The sequence below is a fragment of the Clostridium sp. DFI.1.208 genome, from assembly GCF_024463855.1.
Classification (GTDB): domain Bacteria; phylum Bacillota_I; class Bacilli_A; order Erysipelotrichales; family Erysipelotrichaceae; genus Clostridium_AQ.
Genome location: NZ_JANGCA010000045.1, coordinates 14,253 through 34,622, shown reverse-complemented (window position 1 = coordinate 34,622; position 20,370 = coordinate 14,253). Strand labels below are relative to the sequence as shown.

The 20,370-nt window shown below is 45.9% G+C and carries 16 protein-coding genes; all 16 read right to left on the bottom strand.

Annotation, left to right across the window (positions count from 1 at the left end):
* Window positions 1-248: 248 nt before the first annotated feature.
* The 16 genes from NE665_RS18440 to NE665_RS18365 all read right to left on the bottom strand — a co-directional run bounded on the left by NE665_RS18440 (window position 249) and on the right by NE665_RS18365 (window position 20,277).
* Window positions 249-533: a cyclic-di-AMP receptor gene (locus NE665_RS18440; RefSeq protein ID WP_117444633.1), complete on the bottom strand. Its 285-nt coding sequence runs from the start codon at window positions 531-533 to the stop codon at window positions 249-251.
* Window positions 534-652: 119 nt separating this feature from the next.
* The gene (locus NE665_RS18435) at window positions 653-1,087 is read right to left on the bottom strand and encodes a helix-turn-helix domain-containing protein (protein ID WP_117444634.1); all 435 of its coding nucleotides are present in this window, start codon (window positions 1,085-1,087) and stop codon (window positions 653-655) included.
* 60 nt (window positions 1,088-1,147) lie between these two features.
* Window positions 1,148-2,374, bottom strand: a complete 1,227-nt coding sequence (locus NE665_RS18430) for a cytochrome c biogenesis protein/redoxin (RefSeq protein ID WP_117444635.1) — start codon at window positions 2,372-2,374, stop codon at window positions 1,148-1,150.
* A 9-nt stretch (window positions 2,375-2,383) separates the two neighbouring features.
* Entirely contained in the window at window positions 2,384-2,698 is a 315-nt protein-coding gene (trxA, locus tag NE665_RS18425) for a thioredoxin (RefSeq protein WP_117444636.1), read from the bottom strand.
* Window positions 2,699-2,834: 136 nt separating this feature from the next.
* Window positions 2,835-4,163 carry an FAD-dependent oxidoreductase gene (locus NE665_RS18420; protein WP_117444637.1) on the bottom strand — a complete coding sequence of 443 codons (1,329 nt, stop codon included), beginning with the start codon at window positions 4,161-4,163 and terminating at the stop codon, window positions 2,835-2,837.
* Window positions 4,164-4,671: 508 nt separating this feature from the next.
* Window positions 4,672-5,256 (bottom strand): uracil-DNA glycosylase family protein, encoded by a 585-nt coding sequence (locus NE665_RS18415; protein ID WP_117444638.1) that lies wholly within the window; start codon window positions 5,254-5,256, stop codon window positions 4,672-4,674.
* An 8-nt stretch (window positions 5,257-5,264) separates the two neighbouring features.
* Window positions 5,265-6,689: a deoxyguanosinetriphosphate triphosphohydrolase gene (locus NE665_RS18410; RefSeq protein WP_117444639.1), complete on the bottom strand. Its 1,425-nt coding sequence runs from the start codon at window positions 6,687-6,689 to the stop codon at window positions 5,265-5,267.
* Window positions 6,690-7,404: 715 nt separating this feature from the next.
* Window positions 7,405-10,029, bottom strand: a complete 2,625-nt coding sequence (locus tag NE665_RS18405; RefSeq protein ID WP_256302594.1) for a translation factor GTPase family protein — start codon at window positions 10,027-10,029, stop codon at window positions 7,405-7,407.
* Between the two features lie 499 nt (window positions 10,030-10,528).
* Complete coding sequence (locus tag NE665_RS18400) at window positions 10,529-11,881, bottom strand: MATE family efflux transporter (protein ID WP_044906615.1); 1,353 nt, start codon at window positions 11,879-11,881, stop codon at window positions 10,529-10,531.
* A 138-nt stretch (window positions 11,882-12,019) separates the two neighbouring features.
* On the bottom strand, window positions 12,020-12,727 hold the full coding sequence (locus NE665_RS18395; protein WP_117444658.1) for a hypothetical protein: 708 nt from the start codon (window positions 12,725-12,727) through the stop codon (window positions 12,020-12,022).
* The gene (locus tag NE665_RS18390) at window positions 12,720-13,427 is read right to left on the bottom strand and encodes an NAD(P)H-dependent oxidoreductase (protein ID WP_117444640.1); all 708 of its coding nucleotides are present in this window, start codon (window positions 13,425-13,427) and stop codon (window positions 12,720-12,722) included. The genes NE665_RS18395 and NE665_RS18390 overlap by 8 nt, the downstream gene beginning before the upstream one ends.
* Window position 13,428: 1 nt before the next feature.
* The gene (locus tag NE665_RS18385) at window positions 13,429-14,058 is read right to left on the bottom strand and encodes a TetR/AcrR family transcriptional regulator (protein WP_117444641.1); all 630 of its coding nucleotides are present in this window, start codon (window positions 14,056-14,058) and stop codon (window positions 13,429-13,431) included.
* Window positions 14,059-14,643: 585 nt separating this feature from the next.
* On the bottom strand, window positions 14,644-16,062 hold the full coding sequence (locus tag NE665_RS18380) for an amidophosphoribosyltransferase (RefSeq protein WP_117444642.1): 1,419 nt from the start codon (window positions 16,060-16,062) through the stop codon (window positions 14,644-14,646).
* On the bottom strand, window positions 16,059-16,250 hold the full coding sequence (locus NE665_RS18375; protein ID WP_117444643.1) for a hypothetical protein: 192 nt from the start codon (window positions 16,248-16,250) through the stop codon (window positions 16,059-16,061). Before NE665_RS18375 ends, NE665_RS18380 begins: the two co-directional genes overlap by 4 nt.
* A 450-nt stretch (window positions 16,251-16,700) precedes the next feature.
* Complete coding sequence (locus NE665_RS18370; protein ID WP_117444644.1) at window positions 16,701-18,494, bottom strand: ABC transporter ATP-binding protein; 1,794 nt, start codon at window positions 18,492-18,494, stop codon at window positions 16,701-16,703.
* Window positions 18,466-20,277 carry an ABC transporter ATP-binding protein gene (locus tag NE665_RS18365; protein ID WP_117444645.1) on the bottom strand — a complete coding sequence of 604 codons (1,812 nt, stop codon included), beginning with the start codon at window positions 20,275-20,277 and terminating at the stop codon, window positions 18,466-18,468. Before NE665_RS18365 ends, NE665_RS18370 begins: the two co-directional genes overlap by 29 nt.
* Between the last annotated feature and the right edge of the window lie 93 nt (window positions 20,278-20,370).

The following is a 20,370-nucleotide window of genomic DNA, read 5'->3' as shown; positions in this document are numbered from 1 at the left end:
TACTTACTTCTACCTATTTGAAACCCTTTCTAACGCTATATTTATGCTCTGTATAGACTTCTGTAGAAGAAAGTTCCACATTTTTTATTCGCCTTTTGAAAGTGGAATTTAACTTTTCACTTCAGCTTTTTTTATCTAATGAAATCGAACCCCTTTAAACCCTTTAAAACAAGGCCTTTTAATCAAATACACCAAAAGAAAAGGATGATCTGTCATCTATTCTGAAGCCCAAAATAAACCGACCATCGCTATGCATTAACCTTCACATAATCATTTACATCCGTAACAAATATAGAAACCTCCTCATGAAACGGATGCCTGTGTTCTGTGCCTTCCCAATCAGCTTCCGGATCGAGTATGGTTAAGATCCTATCACATTCCTGCTCATCCACCCCCAGCAGCAAAACAGTCTGTCCATATTGCAGAAAATCACCTGTACTTCCAACCTCTGTCGCCATAAATGCATGCTCTTTGAGCTTTTCCGAAATATCGGCAGCATACTCATCTCCTGCAATGATAAACATCAATTTCATGTAAGACTCACCTCAGCTACTATCATATCATATTTTTCATATTCTTTATCGTTAATCTTTTTAATTTCCAGAAATGCATAAAAAAAAGATACAGCCAGTCTGTGCCAGCTGTACCCGTTTCACCCCTCAACCGGTTTTGCAATCAGATCCTCTTTTCGTATGACCTCACCGCACTCCCTACATACATACTGTATATCAACAGCCCCCCCGCAGCCCTTATGCTTCAGACATTTATAGCTCTTATGCAGATGCCGGTCACCCCAGATCATCATCGCATTGTAAATATCATCCAGATCCCTGCTCTTATCCGTAAGCTCATACTGATAACGCGGCGGATGCTCCTGATACAGGCTGCAGCTGAGAAGCTCATCCTCGCACAAGGACTTCAATCGACTGGACAGCAGATTCGTCGGTATTCCCTCCAGCCCCTCCTGCAAATCCTTATAGGTGCGTCTTCCCTCACGCACTGCATGCAAAATGAGCAGTGTCCATCTGTCACCGATCAGATTGAGTGTCTGTGCGATATTACAATGCATATCATACTGTTTTTTCATTTCATCACCTCTTATAGATCCCTTTTCATATATAATCAATTCCTTTATACCATCAATCCCTTATTTTTTTCCTGACAATGTCTGCTGTATCATATTCTCCATCATATCTGGTGTCAGCTGCCCTTTGATATACCCAAACGGCTTCCCGTCCTTATCAATCATAAACGTCGTTGGCATACTTGTTATCTGAAAATAATAATACATGGAGCCATCATCGAATAAAACAGGCAGGGAATACTCATGTTCATCCAGAAATGCCCGAATACCTTCCTCATTCTTCTCCTGACCGCCGGGATTCACCACCGTCAAAACAGCAACCTCATCACTGTTTCGATACTTCTCATACAGCTCCTGAATATGCGGAAGCTCACGTTGGCATGGTGGGCACCAGGTTGCCCAGAAATTCAGAAAAATAACCTTTCCCCGATAATCAGTAAGGGATACCTGTTTTCCGTTTTGATCCTTCAGCACAAAATCCAGCTGCTCCGTCTCGGTCTGTGTATCCGGAGTATCCGCAGCCTTCTCTTCCTGCTTTGGTGTGGCCGTATCCGTATCCTTTTTGGCAGTTGCCTGATCGGAGGTACTCATATATGAGCTGATGGTATTCATTTTTCCAGTGAACATCATCAGACCGATTGCAATTAAAATAACAGCCCCCAGCTTCACCGCAATATTCATGATATTTTTATGATTGGATATCCAGTGCAGTACCTTTCCGGTAAACAATCCCAATATCAGGAAGGGGATCGTAAATCCCAGCGCATACACAATCATCAGGAAGGTAGACACCCAAAGACTGCCGGAGGATGACGCCAGCAGCAGTATGGAAGACAGTGCAGGGCCGATGCACGGTGTCCACGCAAAGCTGAACGTAAAGCCCATCAGAAAGGCGATGGCTGCATTTACACCGCCTTTTTTCTGAAATGGAAGCTTCCATGTGCGCTCCAGACTTTTGAATTTCCAGATTCCCAGCTGATGCAGCCCCAAAAGAACGATCAGGATACCTCCGATACGCACAAAATACACCATGTGATCCTTGAAAAAGCTGCTCAGCACATGCACCGAAATATTCATCAGCAGTATCGCGGTAAAAATTCCGATTACAAAGCTGACCGTCAGCAGGAAAATTCTACGCTGCGAATGCGGCTGCTTTTGATCCTGCCCTGCCAGATATCCCATATAAACAGGCAGCAGCGGCAATACACAGGGGGATAAAAAGGATAGTAAGCCCTCCAGAAAGACCAGCAGAAAGCTGATATGGCTTAATACGTCGTTGGGATTCAGCATTCTATTCTCCTATCTGTTCAACATTTCTTTCAATTTCGGATACGGCTGATAGCCCAGACGCTGTTCAGCCTGAACGCCGTTTTTGAATACGATCAGCGTTGGAATGGACTGCACCCCATAGCGCATCGCCAGTGCCTGCTCCTGATCGACATCCACCTTAACAATTTTCGCCTTTCCTTTGAACTCATCTGCCAGCTTTTCGATTTCCGGTGCCAGCATCTTACATGGTCCGCACCAGGTAGCGAAGAAGTCCACCAGTACCAGCTCCTCCTTCTGAATCAGTTCGTTAAATTCCGCTTCCTTTGCATGTATTACATTAGACATCGTGTTTTCCTCCTTTTATTTTATATGTTTACGATATAGGCAGGGCTGCATCGTAAGTTTTTCAACCATCGAAGAAAGCTCCAGCTTCCTGACACATTTCCTGCCTCATTGCTTGTTGATTCTCTACACCGCTTTATCAGCTGAATAAATCATTTAAGGCCTCACTCATCGTCGGATGTGTAAAGATATGATTTCCAACCTCCTGATATGTCAGTTGCTGATTCATAGCAAGCTGTACAAAGTTGATGACCTCCTCAGATTCGGCGCAGAATAATACACAGCCAAGAATCTGATCTGTTTTCGTATCAATGACAGCCTTTAAAAGTCCATCCGGCTGTGAAATGACATTTGCCCTTGGAATTGCGGCGGCAGGCATAGAAACCGTTTTTACTGCATAGCCCTGTTCCCGTGCCTCCTGTTCGCTCAGTCCCACACGGGAGAAGGTTGGTGAAATAAAGACAGAATAAGCGATATGACCGCGATTTCCTGTTGTCCGCTGTTTGTTTCCAAACAGATGATCCTTCACAATGCGATAGTCATCCAGAGAAATGTAGGTAAACTGCAATCCCCCCTTTACATCGCCCATTGCATATATATGAGGCACACTGGTTTGCAGGTACTCATTCACGATGACATTGCCACGCTGATCCAGCTTTACTCCGGTGTTTTCCAGACCGATTTGCTTCGTGTTTGCACTCCGTCCGGCCGCAAGCAGGACAGCATCAACCTTGATATGCTGCTCTGTGCCATGTGCATCATCATACGTGATCACAACCTGTTCCCCGGCATTGGAAAATTCCTTGACACTGCTTTCAAACACAAAGTCTACTCCCTGCTTCTCCAGCACCTTCTGAATCTCGTCCGCAACATCCTGATCCTCACGCTTTACCAGACGGCTCCCATGCTCAAATACAGTGACTGCGCTGCCATAGCGTGCATACATGCTGGAAAATTCCAAGCCGATGTAGCCACCGCCGATAATGGCCAGCCTTTCAGGAAGACTATGTTCCTTCATCATTTCCGCACTTGTGTAAATATGCTGTGCTTCGTGTATCCCCTTGATATTGGGAATGTTTGGAAGAGAGCCGGTATTGAGGAAGATATAGTCTGCGTAGAGTGTTTCATCCACGCCTGCTCCCTGTACATGTACCTCATGATTGCTGACAAAGGAAGCCCTTGCTGTGATGACATCGACCAGCTCCAGAGAATTCAGCTTGTCAAAATTTTTCTTTCGCAGCTTTTCAATGAGTGCTTCCTTGCGCTCTACCGCCTGCCCATAGGACTGTTTGTCTGCCTGTATGATCAAAGACTTTGAGGGAATACAGCCTTCATTGATGCAGGTACCTCCATACATCTGATCTGATTTTTCAATCATTGCCACCCGTTTTCCCTGTTTTGCCATATATCCGGCAAGGGTCTTTCCACCCTTTCCAAAGCCGATGATAATTGCGTCGTATGATTTCATAAATACCTCCTATAGCATGTGCTTCTTTGCTTTACATCCATACTATACCATAGTAACTTTATTTTTTAAAGTGATTTGCATAAAGAAAGTAAAGTTTTTTCCTGCTTATGGAAAATAACACAGAAATCTGCTTGCCCCTGCCGGATGTGCAAACAAACAAGCATAACAGGCTCCCTTACTTCATGCACCATAGTAATCATCTAATAGATACAGCTCTTTTTTATTTTCTGCAATGGCTGCTTTCTCACATTACCAGAGGCTGCTAATCCTTATTGGTGGTTTACTTTTCCCCAATAAAAAAGGGAGCACCTGATTGCTCAACAAGCAAACGGCACTCCTTATCCCAGGCTCTGCTTATGGATAACATACCTGCTGCAGGGCTGCCTATGAAAATTCAGAAGACTTCCTTATATACATTCATGCATCGTGTCCTTCGTATGGCATCCCGCTTTATGCAATTCGTATTTATTCCCCTATACGATGGTGATCACCAGCAGATCGTCTGCCTTCAAAGCTTCAAAGCAGTATGTACCAGTCTACGGATATGCAACAGGCGCTCTGCTTCAAACTGTGGATGCTCCTTCATCCAGCGTACATTGAGCGGAGATGGATGCGGCAGCACCAGAGCCGTCTTTCCGCGCAGCTGCTGATCTTGAAATACAAGCTCTTCAAAGCTTTGTCCAGGAAACAATTCCTTAGCGGCCAATGCCCCGATAATGATATACAGCTGATTATCTACAGCGTCAAGCTCACGCATGAGCCAGGTTTTGGCACAGATTCTGGGAGGCTTTTTATCTCCCTGTGCACCCTTTCCCGGATAGCAGTGTCCCATGGAGGCGATATAGAAGTTATGCTCATCATAAAACTGTGCATCGTCGATCTGATACCATTCCCTGCGCAGCTTCTTCCCGCTGGCATCATAGAATGGCAGACCGCTGTTGTGTACATGAATAGAGGGAGCCTGTGAAATCTGCATAATTTTCGCATCCTGCGCACCTTGAAAAATCGCACGGGGCTCATGGTCAAATTTTCCTTCACAGAGACGGCAGGCACACAGCTCCCTTTTCAGCTGTTCAAATAATTCCTGCTTCATTGCATCACCTAGATTCCCTTCAGCTCCTGATACAGACGTATTGCATAGCTGTCTGTCATACCGGCCACAAAATCCGCTCCCAGCAACAGACGCAGATACAGCCGCTCGCCATCTGCCTTCCCCTGTGCAGTATACTGGTAGGTGTTCAGATAGTTTCCGGATAGCAGATCGATGTACTTTTCCTGAATTTCACTCATGCGCAAACCACTGTCATAGGGCAGTAATGCGTCCATGAAGCGATCCAGCAAAAAGGTGATGATCTCATTTCCCATCAGCTCCAGCTTTAAGATTGCGGCATCGTTGTAAACCCTGTCAAAGGCGAATTGCTTCAGGCTGCGGATCAGCTTTCCTTCTCTGCTGACTGCTATCAGCTCCTGTTCAAAGCTCCCGTTCATGATGGCATCGTAATGCTTCAAAAATGCTTGGGATACACCGGAAATACTGAACAGCTGTTTCTTTGTAAGCCATGTAAAAACAGCGTGCTGATAAGGATCAAAGCCCTTCTCGCTCGTTTGCTTCAGCTGGCGTCCTTCCTCCAGTCCCTGCCGCAGCAGCTCCGCTCCCCGCTCATCCTGTGCTTCTTCGATTACATCCAGTAGCTGTTCATAGGAATACAACCCCTTCTTATAGCCATCCTCCAAATCCGCAAAGGTATAGGCCAGATCATCTGCCGCCTCCAGAATAAAGCACAGTGGATTCCGGCAGCCCAGAGTTCCGGTATTCTGTTTGATTTCCAGAAACTGATCCGTTTCGCTCTGATAGTAGCCGACCTTTTTTCTGAGCAGACTGCGCTGTGATTTCTCCTTTGTATCCTCGGCCAGCTTTTCCAGAGAGTTCACCGGATACTTGATAATCGTATCCATAACGCTGCTGGTCAGATGCATACCGCTTCGCCCTGTGAGACGGTGCAGCTTTGTAATAATACGCAGCGCCTGAGCATTGCCCTCATAATACAAAAGGTCAGCCTGCTGCTGTTCATCCAGCCATGCCTGTAAAGGCTTATTTTTATATTGTAATAGAGACAGATTTTTTTCAAACCAGTTGCGAATAGCACTCTCGCCGAAATGGCCGAATGGCGGATTGCCGATATCGTGCAGCAGACCTGCACAGTTAAGAATTTCGATAACCTTCAAGGAATCAGGCTGATCCTCAACAGGTGCCAGCTGCTGATCGAGCACCTGTATACATACCTGCTTTCCAATCAGCTTTGCGATGGAGGACACCTCCAGGGAATGTGTCAGTCTTGTGCGCACAAAATCACTATGATCGAGGGGAAAAACCTGCGTCTTATCCTGCAGTCTGCGAAAGGATGCACTGCGGATGATCCGATGGTAGTCACTCTCGATTTCACTGCGGTATTTTCCTGCGTTTGCGGATGTTTTCTGCGGAATCCGTGTTTCGCTTGTTATGCTATTCCATGATAATCGATGCATCGTCTTACCTCCTATAGAGCCGGCAGCGATTAACCAACGGGAGTTTCCCCGCATATCGCAATACGCTGCCGCCATACGCTCTTGTTCTACTTTCTATTTTATCACACTGTGCAGGCTTTTACCTCTGTCATACAAAGAAAATCCATATGTCTGCCGTTGATTTCTGTTTATGAAGATTTTCTGTTACGATACGCAAAACGAAGGTGGAAGAGGGGGGAGGCATAGGGTTGGTCGTTTCCCGCCCACATACATGAATGCCGTGTCCTTTGCTGCTCAGAAAAAGACTATGTTAAACAGCCTGCTTTCCGTGCAGATAGCAGCTGCTTGTGATTGCGGCTTTGTTTATTTGATCCTACGTTTTTTTGTTCACTTTCGGACAATCATATTCATCCTGTAGACCGCGAACGCTCTTCCAGCATTTGAATCCTGCTTCCAGTCCGTTATGCAGAGCATATTCCTACAAGGCATATCCGATTTTCTGGCAGAGCAGATGATTTTTTCCTATTTCGTTTCGCAAACGCTAAATGAACAGGGCTGCGTGAAAACGATGGTATAAAAAACACCAACAAGAGAGGCAGTACATTGCAGTATCGCCCCTTACAGCGGTGTAGTTCAGTTTATGAAAGACGCTTTGCCTGCATAGTCTTTCAGCAGAGCAGAGGAATCACACAGGCAATCGCTCATCCAATGCTCTTGTTTCCCAGTTCCCTTCGTTTTAGAATTTCATGTCTTCATCTGTGGCTTCGATTTGATAATCCCGCAGCTTCTTCAGCGGTTCTGCACCACCGCGCAGCTGCTTACGCTCAAATTCCTTTACCGAGCTGTCCTTCATACGCTGAACCTCGGCATGCAGCTGTCTGGATGACATACGGGATGCCCCCTGTCCGCTGGCAATCAGCTGTTCCATTCCGTCAGAGGTTGCCACCGTAACACGAAATTCACTCGCAAGCTGATGCGTTGCCTGTTCGATATACATATCGGCTGTCTGCGCATGCTTTGTATACACGACATGGATGGTTCCCTCCTTATGAGAGGAGCCGATTCCTGCTTTCACCCTATAGGCATCAAAAACAAGAATCAATTCACAGCCGCGGTATCCCTGATAGCTGCACATGATATCGATCAACCGATGACGTGCCGCATCCAGATGATCTTTTGCCATGGATTTTAGCTCCTCCCAGTCATGAATCACATTATATCCGTCCACCAGAAGGCATTCCGGCAGCGGCTGATAGCTGATGCTCTGTTTTTCTAAATCTATAATATTCGAGGAGGGTTTGGTTCTCTGCGGTGGTCTTCGCTTGATCGGACCGTATGTACGAACAAAGATCTCCTCCAGCTCCTTCTCATCCACAGGCTTTGCTGTATAGCTCTGATAGCTTTCCTTTTTTAGCTGTATACGACCCCAGTCACTCTGCATATGCATATGCTGCTTCACTTCATTCCATGGCACATAATAGCCGGCACCATGAGAACAGAAGATGGAGCCGCATGGATGATCCATATCCGCATCACAGTCATACGCCAGCTCCTGCAGCACCTCTTCTTCATCAGCGCACGCTTCATATCCCTTCAGCGAACAGAACAAACGGCCCCTGCCCTTTGTATATGCGTATACCTCCTGTGCATAATTCTGCAGCTTTCGCACCGGTGCGCTGCCGCTGATTACGCTCATCTCCCCACTGTCCTCCTGCAGGGTAAAGGTACCGTGAAAGCGCTCGATATCAAATACCGCACGACTGACGCAGGAAGGAGGAATCCGAAGGGTAAATTCATAATACGGCTCCAGCAGCATGCTTTGTGCACTGCGCAGTCCATGCCGCAATGCCCGATAGGTTGCCTGCCGGAAATCCCCACCCTCAGTATGCTTTTGATGGGCACGACCGCAAAGCAGGGTGATTTTCATATCGGTTATCAAAGATCCGCTTAATACGCCGACATGCTCCGTTTCCTGCAAATGACTCAGGATAAGACGCTGCCAGTGACGATCCAGCACATCCTCCTTACAGTCACTTTCAAAGAGCAGACCGCTTCCTCTTGGCAGAGGCTCTAAAAGAAGATGCACCTCGGCATAATGGCGCAGCGGCTCATAATGCCCAATTCCTTCTACGGTGTTCAATATCGTTTCCTTATATACAACACTGCCCTCATCAAATTCCACTGCTGTATGGAACCGTTCCTGAATGGTATGCTTCAAAATCTCAGTCTGAATATCCCCCATCAGCCGCACATGCAGTTCTTTTACATGAGTATCATAGCTTACATGCAGCTGCGGATCCTCCTCCGCCAGCTGACGCAGCTGCTTCAGCATGACAAAGGGATCACAACCCGTTGGAAGCTGCACCCGATAATTCATAAACGAGGTAAGCTGAACCTCCTGCCGCCTCTTTTCAAAGCCAAGACCATCCCCTGCATGAAATCCGGTCAATCCCTTTACTGCACAGACACAGCCGCTGCATGCCTCCTCGCAAAGCTGATAACGGGTTCCGGAGTACAGACGAATCTGATCGACCTTTTCATCCTCCGCAAGCTTCGTTTTTACCTTGAGACTGCCGCCGGTGATTTTCATATGCGTCAGACGGTTTCCATTCTCATCCCGACTGATTTTAAATATTCGTGCTCCAAATGCCTCCGGATATGCCGGAGCCTTTGTACAGGAATTCAAAATATCAAGAAATTCCCGAACCCCTTCCATTTTCAGTGCAGAGCCGAAGCAGCAGGGAAAGATTGTTCGCTGCACAACCGCATCCGCCAGCTGCTCATCGCTAATTCCTCCTGTTTCCATATAGCTTTCCAGCAATTCGTCGCTGCACATGGCCAACTGCTCCTGACATGCTTCATCCTGCTGTGTAACATCCACACAATGCTCATCCAGATGCCGTTTCAAATCCTCCATGATCTGTGTGCGCTCTGTATAGCTGACATCCATTTTATTTACAAATATAAGGACAGGGATATTATAATGCTGCAGCAGCTTCCAGATCGTTTCCGTATGGGATTGTACACCATCCAGTGCATTGATGATCACTACTGCATAATCCAGCACCTGCAGCACGCGCTCCATTTCTGCGGAGAAATCCACATGTCCCGGTGTATCCAGCAGAGTAATGTGTGTATCCTTCCAGTCAAAGATAGCCTGCTTGGCATAAATTGTAATACCGCGATCCTTCTCCTGTGCATCATAATCCAGAAAGGCATTTCCATGGTCCACCCGTCCCAGCTGACGAATACTTCCGGATACATACAGCATACTTTCTGACAGCGTTGTTTTACCGGCATCCACATGTGCCAGCATTCCGATATTTATATTGTTCATCATTTCACTTCTTTCATCATACATAGCATACAGCATCACGCACTGTTTTCTTTGTGAGCTGCTCTTTTCATTATAAGAGTTCTGAGGAAAAAAGAAAAGAAATTTGTCAGCTTCCTGACTGATGGCGCGTTATCCGTTTGTAGCTGCTCCCTGTCCATAGCGAACAAGCAATTTCATATTTCACTGTACGTTCTCGTCAGATATCGCATGAAGCAAAAGCCGCTGTATTCTTTGCCCTACAGCTGTATGCTACCTTGATGTTATAAAAAATCGCATATAAAAAGAACAGCGTGCCTGCATGCAGGTTCCCTGTTCCTTTCGGTTCATACAATCAAATCAATTCATTTCTGTAAAGTCTTTTCGCGCAGTATGTCCTCTTGCCCGACTTTGCAGTGTTTTTTGAAGCCGCTTGGATATAAAAGGCAAATATTCCGGACAGCTCCAATCCTGCAACTAGCGGAAAATGTCATAGCCACTATGACGCGCATACAGGCCTTCCGGTCGCAAACATCGTACGCGTGTCTCAGGCCGCCTCGAACGCATGCATCCAGTTCACCTTACGATAATATAGGAAGAAGGCGATGGAGCTTAAAGACCATGTCAGCGGATATACCCAGTATACCACGGCGATATCATTCAAAAAGTGAATCATAACCGTTAAAAAGGTCACCCGCACCACACACCAGAACAGCAGCATGACGATCATTGGTACCATGGATTTTCCGGCACCGCGCAGAATCGCGGATATGCAGTGTGAATAAGCCAGCAGGAAGAAGAACATTGCGGAGGTTCTGGCTCTCTCCGTTCCAAACATCACCACCTGCGGATCATTGTTAAAGGCAGCTGTCAATAGCGGTGCCCCCAGAAAAATGACAATTCCGATCACCTCTGCAATCGCCATGGAGCACAGCATACCGAATTTCGCGCCCTTTTTCGTACGTTCGTATTGACGTGCCCCCAGGTTCTGACCGACAAAGGTTGTCAGTGCCATGGTGAAGCTGGTTATTGGCAAAAACGCAAAGCCCTCGATTTTTGAATAGGCTCCGCATCCGGCCATTGCCATTTCCCCAAAGCCGTTGATATTGGATTGCACGACCACGTTGGCGATGGCGATGATGGAATTCTGAAGACCGCTTGGCAGACCATAGCGGATAATCAGTGCGAGCATATCCTTGTGAAAGCGGATTTTGCGCAAGGAAAGCCGATAGCTGTCCTTTGTCCGCAGCAGCCGGTTCATACACAGAAATGCACTGACGAATTGCGAAAGAATCGTCGCAAAGGCCGCAGAGCCAACCCCCATGTGAAAGACAACAATCAATACGATATCCAACACGATATTGATAATCGATGAAATGATCAGATAATTCAACGGATGTCTGCTGTCACCTACCGCCTGCAGGATTCCCACAAAGATGTTGTACATGACAAGCCCCAAAGAGCCCATGAAATAAATGCGGAAATAGGTTACCGACTGCGGTAAAACATTCGCCGGTGTATCCATCCAGATCAGAATCTGAGGTGCCAGTAGTACGCCGAGCACCGTTAGAATCAGACTGGAAACAAGACCGAAGGCAACTGTTGTATGAATCGCTCGTTGCATATTGTCAATATCTCTGGCGCCGAAATAACGGGCGATCACGACCCCTGCCCCGATTGCGATGCCGTTGAAAAAGCCGACCATCAGAAAGATGAGATTTCCCGATGAGCTGACAGCAGCAAGTGCATTGCTGCCGAGAAAATTCCCTACGATCAATGAATCTGCTGTATTATACAGCTGTTGAAACAGATTTCCCAAAAACAGGGGAAGGGCGAAGAATATGATTTTCTTCCATATCGTTCCCTCTGTCATTAAATTTTTTGATTCCTCTACCTCCATAAAATTTCTACTCTCCCTTTTTAAATGCTAGTATTTATGATACTCACACGATGCTGCTTCGTCAAGAGCAGATTTTGATAATCCAAAAATACACGGCTGTTTTATGACCTTTTGATCCTTTCAGCAGCGTTGTCCCATTCATTTGTTTCTATATTCTTCTTTCAGCGTCTTATGGAACAGTTTTTTCTTGTGTTTTCGGCAGCCGTCAAGGTCACAGTTTTCACAGGTAAGACGAGCATTGCTGCATTTGTAAAAGCGCTCCGGATGCAGTGCATGTCGAATTTCCCAAACTATCAGGGACAGCACACCGAGCAGAACCAGTGTGAGTGTGAATACATTGGGAAAGAAGATCAGAAAGCTGTATTGGAAGAAGGAGTCCCAGTTGTAGATCCTGCATTCCATGCAGCAGTCCGGTCGAATGAAGATGGAATGAAACGGGCACCAGCCGAATATAGCAAAAAATACGGAAAAATTGGAGAGAGCAAACAGGAAGAAAATCCAGATCCGATCAAGATATCCGTTCATATACAGATACCCGGGGATGGCGAGAAAGGTAAGCCAGAACAGCATTGCGCCAGCAGCACGCCGGTCATAGCAGCGTTTTTCCGTGAGAAGTGCCTGCACTGATTCCTCCCCGGCCTCATAATTTTTCTGAAACTGCCGCCCTTTATACAGGGTGGCATTGCAGAAAGACAGCATATCCTTTATCGGAAACACGCTAAAGTAAAGAAACGCGGCAGCATAAACAGGGGAAGGAAGCGAAAAGGGCAGATTTCTATCAAACAGCACACAGTAACAGGCAAATGCAAGTAGTGCGCCAGAAGTAAATACACGTATTCTATTCATCATCCGTCCATGGACGACTGCGTCCAAGCCAGTCCCGTTCCTTCCAGTATTGATAGTCCAGTTCTCCTGCCCCCATCCCGTGCTTTTGCATCTGCCGCATTGCATGAAACAGCAGCTTCTGTTTCCAGCTGATACGCTTATGGTGCTGCTTTTGTTTGATACGGCTGGCGAGCTTTGCAAGATCTGTCGATAGTCTTCGTTTGATGTTTTCGGGTACTGCTTCCCATGTAGTTGCCATGGATCGAAAGCCATAGCTGCTTATGTGGGTTATCCCCCATCCCGTCAGACTTGTGCGGATATCCTTTACGGCTTTTTTCATCCCGCTGCCTGCACCACAGGCTATGATTACCGCCTGCTTATGATACATGGAAGGCAGGGGACGATGTACAACGAAATTTAGAAAGCAGTGATCCAGAAATGCTTTCATGGAACCGCTTGTCCGCAAGCAGTAAGTAGGGGTTGTAAATATAAGTAAATCTGCTTCTTTCATTGCTTTCATAATAGGAGCCATATATGCTGTGTGCGGGCAGAAGTCCTCTCCCAGCTCCATGCAGCGATAACAACCGCAGCAGAAATGCGGCATATCCTTAGGTAAATAAAATTCATGCAGGACTTCCACCGGCAGCTGCTCCAGCAGCAGGTGTGCCGCATGCCACGAAGACTGCCTGTGATTCTGACCATGTAGTAACGTAACCTTCATATCAGTCACCCTTTGTAGAATTCAGCTTCAGAAATTGTCGAATGTGCTGCTGAAGCAGTTCGACTGCCATTGGTTCATACTGTGGGTTGGAATCGCATAGCTGAAGCAGCAGAAAGATTGGTGAATAAAACTGCAGTGCCATAATCTGCGGATCAAGCGGCTTCAGTATACTTGCTTTCATCAAGTGCTGAAAAATCACCGTCTGATATGCAATTGCATCATCGAAATACTGCTTTTGAAACAGCTCTGCAAGTCTTTGATTATGGTAGCGTTCCATATTCAGCATTTTGCGAAAGCTGCTCTCATATGCATCGTGAAGAAAATAAGAAAACATATGCACGCCCATATCAACAAGCTGGTCATCGGTAATCCGGGTGTACAGCTTTCCGTCTTCCTCTGCATCACTGCCATTGATCTGCATACCGGCAGCGTGCTGTGCATAGCGCTTTTCCATTTCCTTTATGATGGCAAGAAAAATGTCCTCCTTGCTTGCATAATGCTTGTATAAGGACGGAGCCTGTATGCCGACCGCCTTTGCGATCTGTGCGACACTGATTGCATCATATCCATACTGCGCAAACAGATGCAGCGCCTCCGTACGGATACGCTCCTTTGTGGATAACTGTTTCATGACTATTCTCCCTTCGGCTAATAGTTATTAGCCAACTACTGTTAGTATAAGCTAATGATCGTTAGCTGTCAAGCATATACGCTGTATTCTTTTTGTTTGTGAAAGCAAATGACTCTTATGTCTTACAGAAGTTATATTGCACAGAAAGCAATTGCTCCTATAATGGTTGATGCTCCTTTCACTATTCTTATTTAAGAGTACATTGGAATGCCGATCTGGCAGATATCCCTGCTTTTTTAGAAAGACATTTACAGGATACGTAAAATGATCGAGGAAACAGAGTGCAAGACAGTGAAAAGGATATAGATGCTGATGGATACCGCTGTGTATCATATAGCTTTTTCATGCGTCCAAGAGTCCTGTCATCGGATATGCTCATTTGTGCAGAAAAAGTCAATTTCTTCCAGCAGCAGTCAAAAAAGGAGATATGTATGCTTGACCTGCATCAACAGCATAGGTATCTCCTTTTCTTATTGTTTAAATATAGAAAGAATGTATCTTTGATCCTTTCTTGCTCGGATATCGGTATGAATTTCTCCAATATCCGTCTATTCTCCTTCAGAAAGCAGACGAAGCTTCTTTTCCCTACTCCTCGTCGTCTTCCTTGCCATCCCAGCAATATGTACACAGCTTGCATTTATCCAATCCAATGGATGCAATCATATCGTCCAGACGGTGATAGCGAAGGGATGTGAAGTTGGAGCGCTGACGGATTTCCTCACACATCTTCTGATAGCGCTCGCTGTCAGGATCTGCGTATTCCGCGAGGACCTCACTGGATACATCATCCCCCTCCAATTTACGGATGACTCTGCGTGTAATCAGATCCATTTCCGATTTTGAACGTGAAAAATTAAGATATTTACATCCAAAGATAATCGGCGGACAAGCCGGGCGGACATGTACTTCCTTCGCGCCGCTTTCATATAAGAATTCTGTAGTTTCCCCAAGCTGCGTTCCCCGCACAATGGAATCATCAATTAACAGCAGGCGCTTATCCCGAATCAGTTCCTGTACTGGTATCAGCTTCATCTTCGCAATCATATTACGCTGCATCTGTCCTGTTGGCATAAAGGATCTCGGCCACGTCGGTGTGTATTTGATAAACGGTCTTGCGAACGGCACACTGGAAACATTGGAATACCCTACCGCATGTGCAATTCCGGAATCCGGAACACCTGCGACACTGTCCACCTCTACATCATCACGACCGGCAAGCAGCTCACCACAGCGGTTTCGCATACATTCTACATTGACTCCCTCATAGGTGGATGTCGGATAACCGTAATACACCCACAGGAAGGAACAGATTTTCATTTTTTCCTTCGGTTTCTGCAATACCTCAATACGCTCCGGCGTAATGAAGACAATTTCTCCGGCTCCCAAATCACGGTAGTGATGATAGCCCAGATTCAAAAATGCACTGCTCTCAAAGGTTGCGCAGAAGCCCGTCTCCTTTTCTCCAAGAACGATTGGTGTTCTTCCAAGCAAATCCCTTGCCGCATAAATACCATACTGTGTCATCAGCAGAATGCTCATACTGCCCTTAACCAGACTTTGTACATACTGCAGACCCTCTACAATGGTTGCCTTGTGATTGATTAACGAAGCAATCAGCTCTGTCGGATTTACTTCTCCGGTGCTCATTTCCAGAAAGTGTGTAACACCGCGTTCAAAGCATAGACTCTGCAGCTCTTCCAGATTGTTGATACGGCCAACTGTAGTGATGGCAAAGGATCCCAGATGGGATTTTACCAGAAGCGGCTGTGCTTCGTTGTCTGAAATACATCCGATTCCAAGATTTCCATCAAATTCCTCAATATCTTTTTCAAATTTCGTACGAAACGGAGAATTCTCGATGTTATGAATGGCACGGGCAAAGCCCTTTTCTCCATGTATCGCCATTCCTCCACGTCTCGTGCCCAGATGTGAATGGTAATCTACACCAAAAAACACATCCAGTACACAGTTTTCTTTTGAAGCTACTCCAAAAAAACCGCTCATGTCTTACCTCCAATTAACTCTTTCTTTTCTTTTTGCGCATAGCACAGATTCATTTTAACGCTTTTTGCCCCGTATGAAAATAAAAAGATAGTTTTTTTTACATTTTTTCGTAAACCGTGGGAGCTGTTTCCCGTTTCAATTCTGAAAGAGCCTATTCCAATCATAAGAGATGTCATGATTGATGGCATACATAGTTGCTTCCCCTTACGATGCAGCGCCTTATGACTTTCTTTCTGATATATTGCTGATTCGTCACAGTCTATACAAGATGCTCCAGCATACGGCATGTACGCATGAGTAATCTTAGAGCAATGCATGAAATTGAATTACGAAGGAAGGTGCGCTGTCACTGTCCAGGAATTTCAGGCTAATTATTGCATATTACTGATTCCATATACGCTATGAAAATCGTCTTGACTTCGCAAAAAAAGAACCTCACAGGGAAGTTCTTCCTCTTTGCTTTGATTTATCAGCCTGCATATATAGGATGCTTGAAAGAGCAAGTCTTCGCAAATAAGATTTGCACTGTTTGCCAATATCAAGCATAAGGCGGCAGCTATTTTTCGGACTTCTCTTTTCAATACGAACGTCCTATGCCGGATAGATATTCACGTATATGAAATCGTTCCGAAACAGCGTTACTCACTGTAATACTCCGCCTGCGCATTCCAAAGCTGTGCATACACACCGTTTTCCTTTAGCAGAGTATCGTGTGTTCCCTCTTCCTCCACCTTCCCCTGTTCCATAACGATGATACGGTCGCAGAATTTACAGGAGCTCATACGATGGGAGATGTACAGGGTTGTCTTTCCTTGTACCAGCATATCAAAATGCTCATAAATTTCCGCCTCCGACAGCGGATCCAGCGCAGCGGTCGGCTCATCCAGAATCACAAAGGGAGCATCCTTATACAGGGCTCTGGCAATCGCAAGCTTCTGCGCCTCCCCACCGGACACGTTCACACCGTTCGCATAATCCGTAAACAGAAGACTATGCTCCTGATCGGTAAATGATTTGATGCGCTCCCAGATATCCAGACGCTGCAGGACAGACGCGATCCTTTTGGCGTTTGGTGCCGATGCTCCTGCGATGTTTTCATCCAGCGGATAGGAGAATAACGCAAAATCCTGAAATACGACAGAGAAGATACTTGTATATTCCGCATAATCGTACTTTTGAATATTGATTCCGTTTAATAATATTTCTCCCTCACTAGGATCATAGAGTCGGCACAGCAGTTTCACAATCGTGGTTTTCCCGGCACCGTTCATTCCTACAATCGCCAGCTTTTCCTTTAAACGAAACCGAATATTCACATCATGCAGGACATCGTTTGTCTGTTGCGGATAGCGAAAGGAAACATGGCGGAATTCAAATTCGTATTCTCCATCATCCCGCTTTTCAATGGGAAGTGTTCCGTCATAATGCATATTGGGAAGGTGCAGAAAATCATAAAATGCATTCAGATAGGAGAGCTGATGACGAAGCTGTGCATAGTCTACCTGAAATTGTGCAATCGCATCCACTGCCTTCAGGATGATGCCTGCCATATACAATACCTGCCCGATGGATATGATGGAGCGCATTGCCAGAGTAGCAACATAAATGTAGGCACTGAAGGAAAGTACCTGCCCCAAAAGATCACTTTGAAACAGCAGCTTTCCGTTATCCTTTCCAAAGCTGCGGAAAGCCGGGTCCTGCATTAGCTTTTCATTTTTCACTTCAAACAGCGTATCCATATGATACAGACGGATTTCCTTAGCAGTTTCCATCCTGTAGAACAGACTCCACAGGTAATTAACCAAAGCATTGTTATGATCATTTTCATTACACAGCTTTTCCAGCAGCGCACCGTGCTTCTTTGCGAATGCATTCTTAAATATCAGAAATACAGCTAAAACTGCCAACAGCAACAGGAGGTATATATCCCAGGTGCGAATCTGCAGCATCAAAGTGCCTAAGGCAAGCAGTGCCAGAAGAATCGTGCAGAGTGAGGAACAGCATATTGCGAAATATTCGATTGCGGAGTCAATTTTTCCGGAGCCATTGCTGGAATTCCGTGTTCTTCTAAGCGTATCCATGGTTTCCTGTGTTTCCATAAGCTCATATTCCATGCGCATCGCCTTATACAGCAGCTTCTGATCAATTCGCTGTACCGCTGTACGACAGATGACCTGAAGACGGTTATAAAACGCCTTTGCCAGCAGGGAGCAGATCAGTACCCCTGTGCACATGAGAAGTGCCGTTTGCAATGCAGCTGTATATTCTTTTACAATCAGCTGATTCAAGATTTCTGCGGAGTAATACAGGGTAATGAACGGAGACAGCGCATTTGTAATTCCATAGCCACCCCAGATCCAGACAATATGCGGATTGCTTAACCGGACAATACCGGTAAATTTTTTAATTTCCTGCCATGCGTTCACATCCATCACCCTCTTCCTCATAATATTGCGATTGTGCCTGAAACATCGCCGCATAAATTCCCTGTTTTCCCAACAGCTCCTCATGGCTTCCCCGCTCTACGATATGTCCCTGATCAAGCACGAGAATTTCATCACAGAATCTCGTGGAGCTCAGCCGATGCGAAATAAACAGACTGGAGGTTCCCTGTGTCAGCTCGTGATAGCTTTCATATAGCGCTTTTTCTGCGAGTGCATCCAGCGCCGCAGTTGGCTCATCCAGCAGTAGACATCCAAAGTCACGATACAGCGCTCTGGCCATAAACAGCTTTTGCTTCTGACCTCCGGACAGCTGAATCCCATCCTCTTCGATATCCTTGCCGATATGCGTCAGCTCCTGCTGTGGAAGTGCAGATATAAAATCCCAGAGTCCGCAGCGCTTCAGGCAATCCTTCACCCGCTGCAGATCGGTATCGGTGATATCCTGCATGCTTACATTTTCCGCAATGGAATAGCTCAGCATCACAGCGTCCTGAAAAATCCCTGTGATATGTGCGTACAGATCATCCAGATCCAGCTCACGTATATCCGTGCCGTTGATATAAATGCTTCCCGCACTTGGTGTATAAAAGCCAAGAATCAGCTTTACGATTGTGCTTTTTCCGGCTCCGTTTGCGCCGACCAGTGCAAGCTTTTGTCCCGCATGCAGAGTAAAGGAAACATCATCCAGTATGCTTCTATCCTGATTCGGATAGGAAAAGGATACATGATCAAAGGTGATCGTTATCTCTTTCTGATCCAATTTGACACCGCTGCCATGATGCATCCTGTTTTTCATTTGCAATGCCGTACGCATCCGGTTAATGAGCACATTGTTTACCGACATTCTCGCATAGCTTTCCTCCACCTTTTTAAACCAAAGAGAAAAACCGGAAATAATACCGAGATAAAACACAAACTCATCTATTGCCATTCCTGCAATCAGCCGATTGATCAAGAATGCATAGCAGGCGATATCACGCACAAAATCCAGCAGAATCCCCAGTGTATCCACCAGCATATAGGCACTGTAATCCCTTGCGCGAATACGGGCAATCAAACGGTTTACATGTTCAAATTTATCATTGATCCAGTCCTGCAGCTGATACAGGCGAATATCCTTGCCTGCCGCTGTATCGTATGCAATCTGATTCAGGTAGCGCGTTTCAATCAGATAGCCGTCCAGCTCAGGGCGGTGTGAATATTCATAATGTCTGGCGATGGAAAACAATGCATACTGCAAAACCACAAGCAGAAGCAGACCTAGGACGAACAATATACTGAGTCCAGAGCTTGCAAGTGCATACAGTATCAGTCCCAGAAGCGATGTGGCAAAGATGATGAAGTCATGAAACATCCCCTCCTGCCCGTTGTTATTGGTTTCGATTGCCTCTACCGCGTCCTCCAGTATTTTCTTGTATTGCTCATTTTCCAGTAAAGCATAATCCAGATGGGCTCTTCCCAGATATACATTACGGACAAAATACAGTCCACGGCTTTTGATAAACGCAAATGCATTGTATTCGTTCAAATAGCTGACCAGTCCCTGCAGGATCCCATACAGCAGCAACAGTCCTCCCAGCACAAGTACAAACGTTGATAATGAACGTTCCTTCAACAGCAGATTTATAATCACACTGGGAATCAATACAGAAACAAAGGGAACAATCGCACCGAGCAGAATGTGAAGCTGCATACTCCAAAAGGTACTGCGGTCGATTTTCCATAAAATTTTAAGCAGATACAGCATGTTTCCCGGTATCGTTTTTTTCATATTCTCACCTCACATCTGCAGTATAAAGCAAAAGCTCTCAAAGATAACAAAACGTGCACGAATTGCAGATTTCCGTACACGAATGGTTGTAAC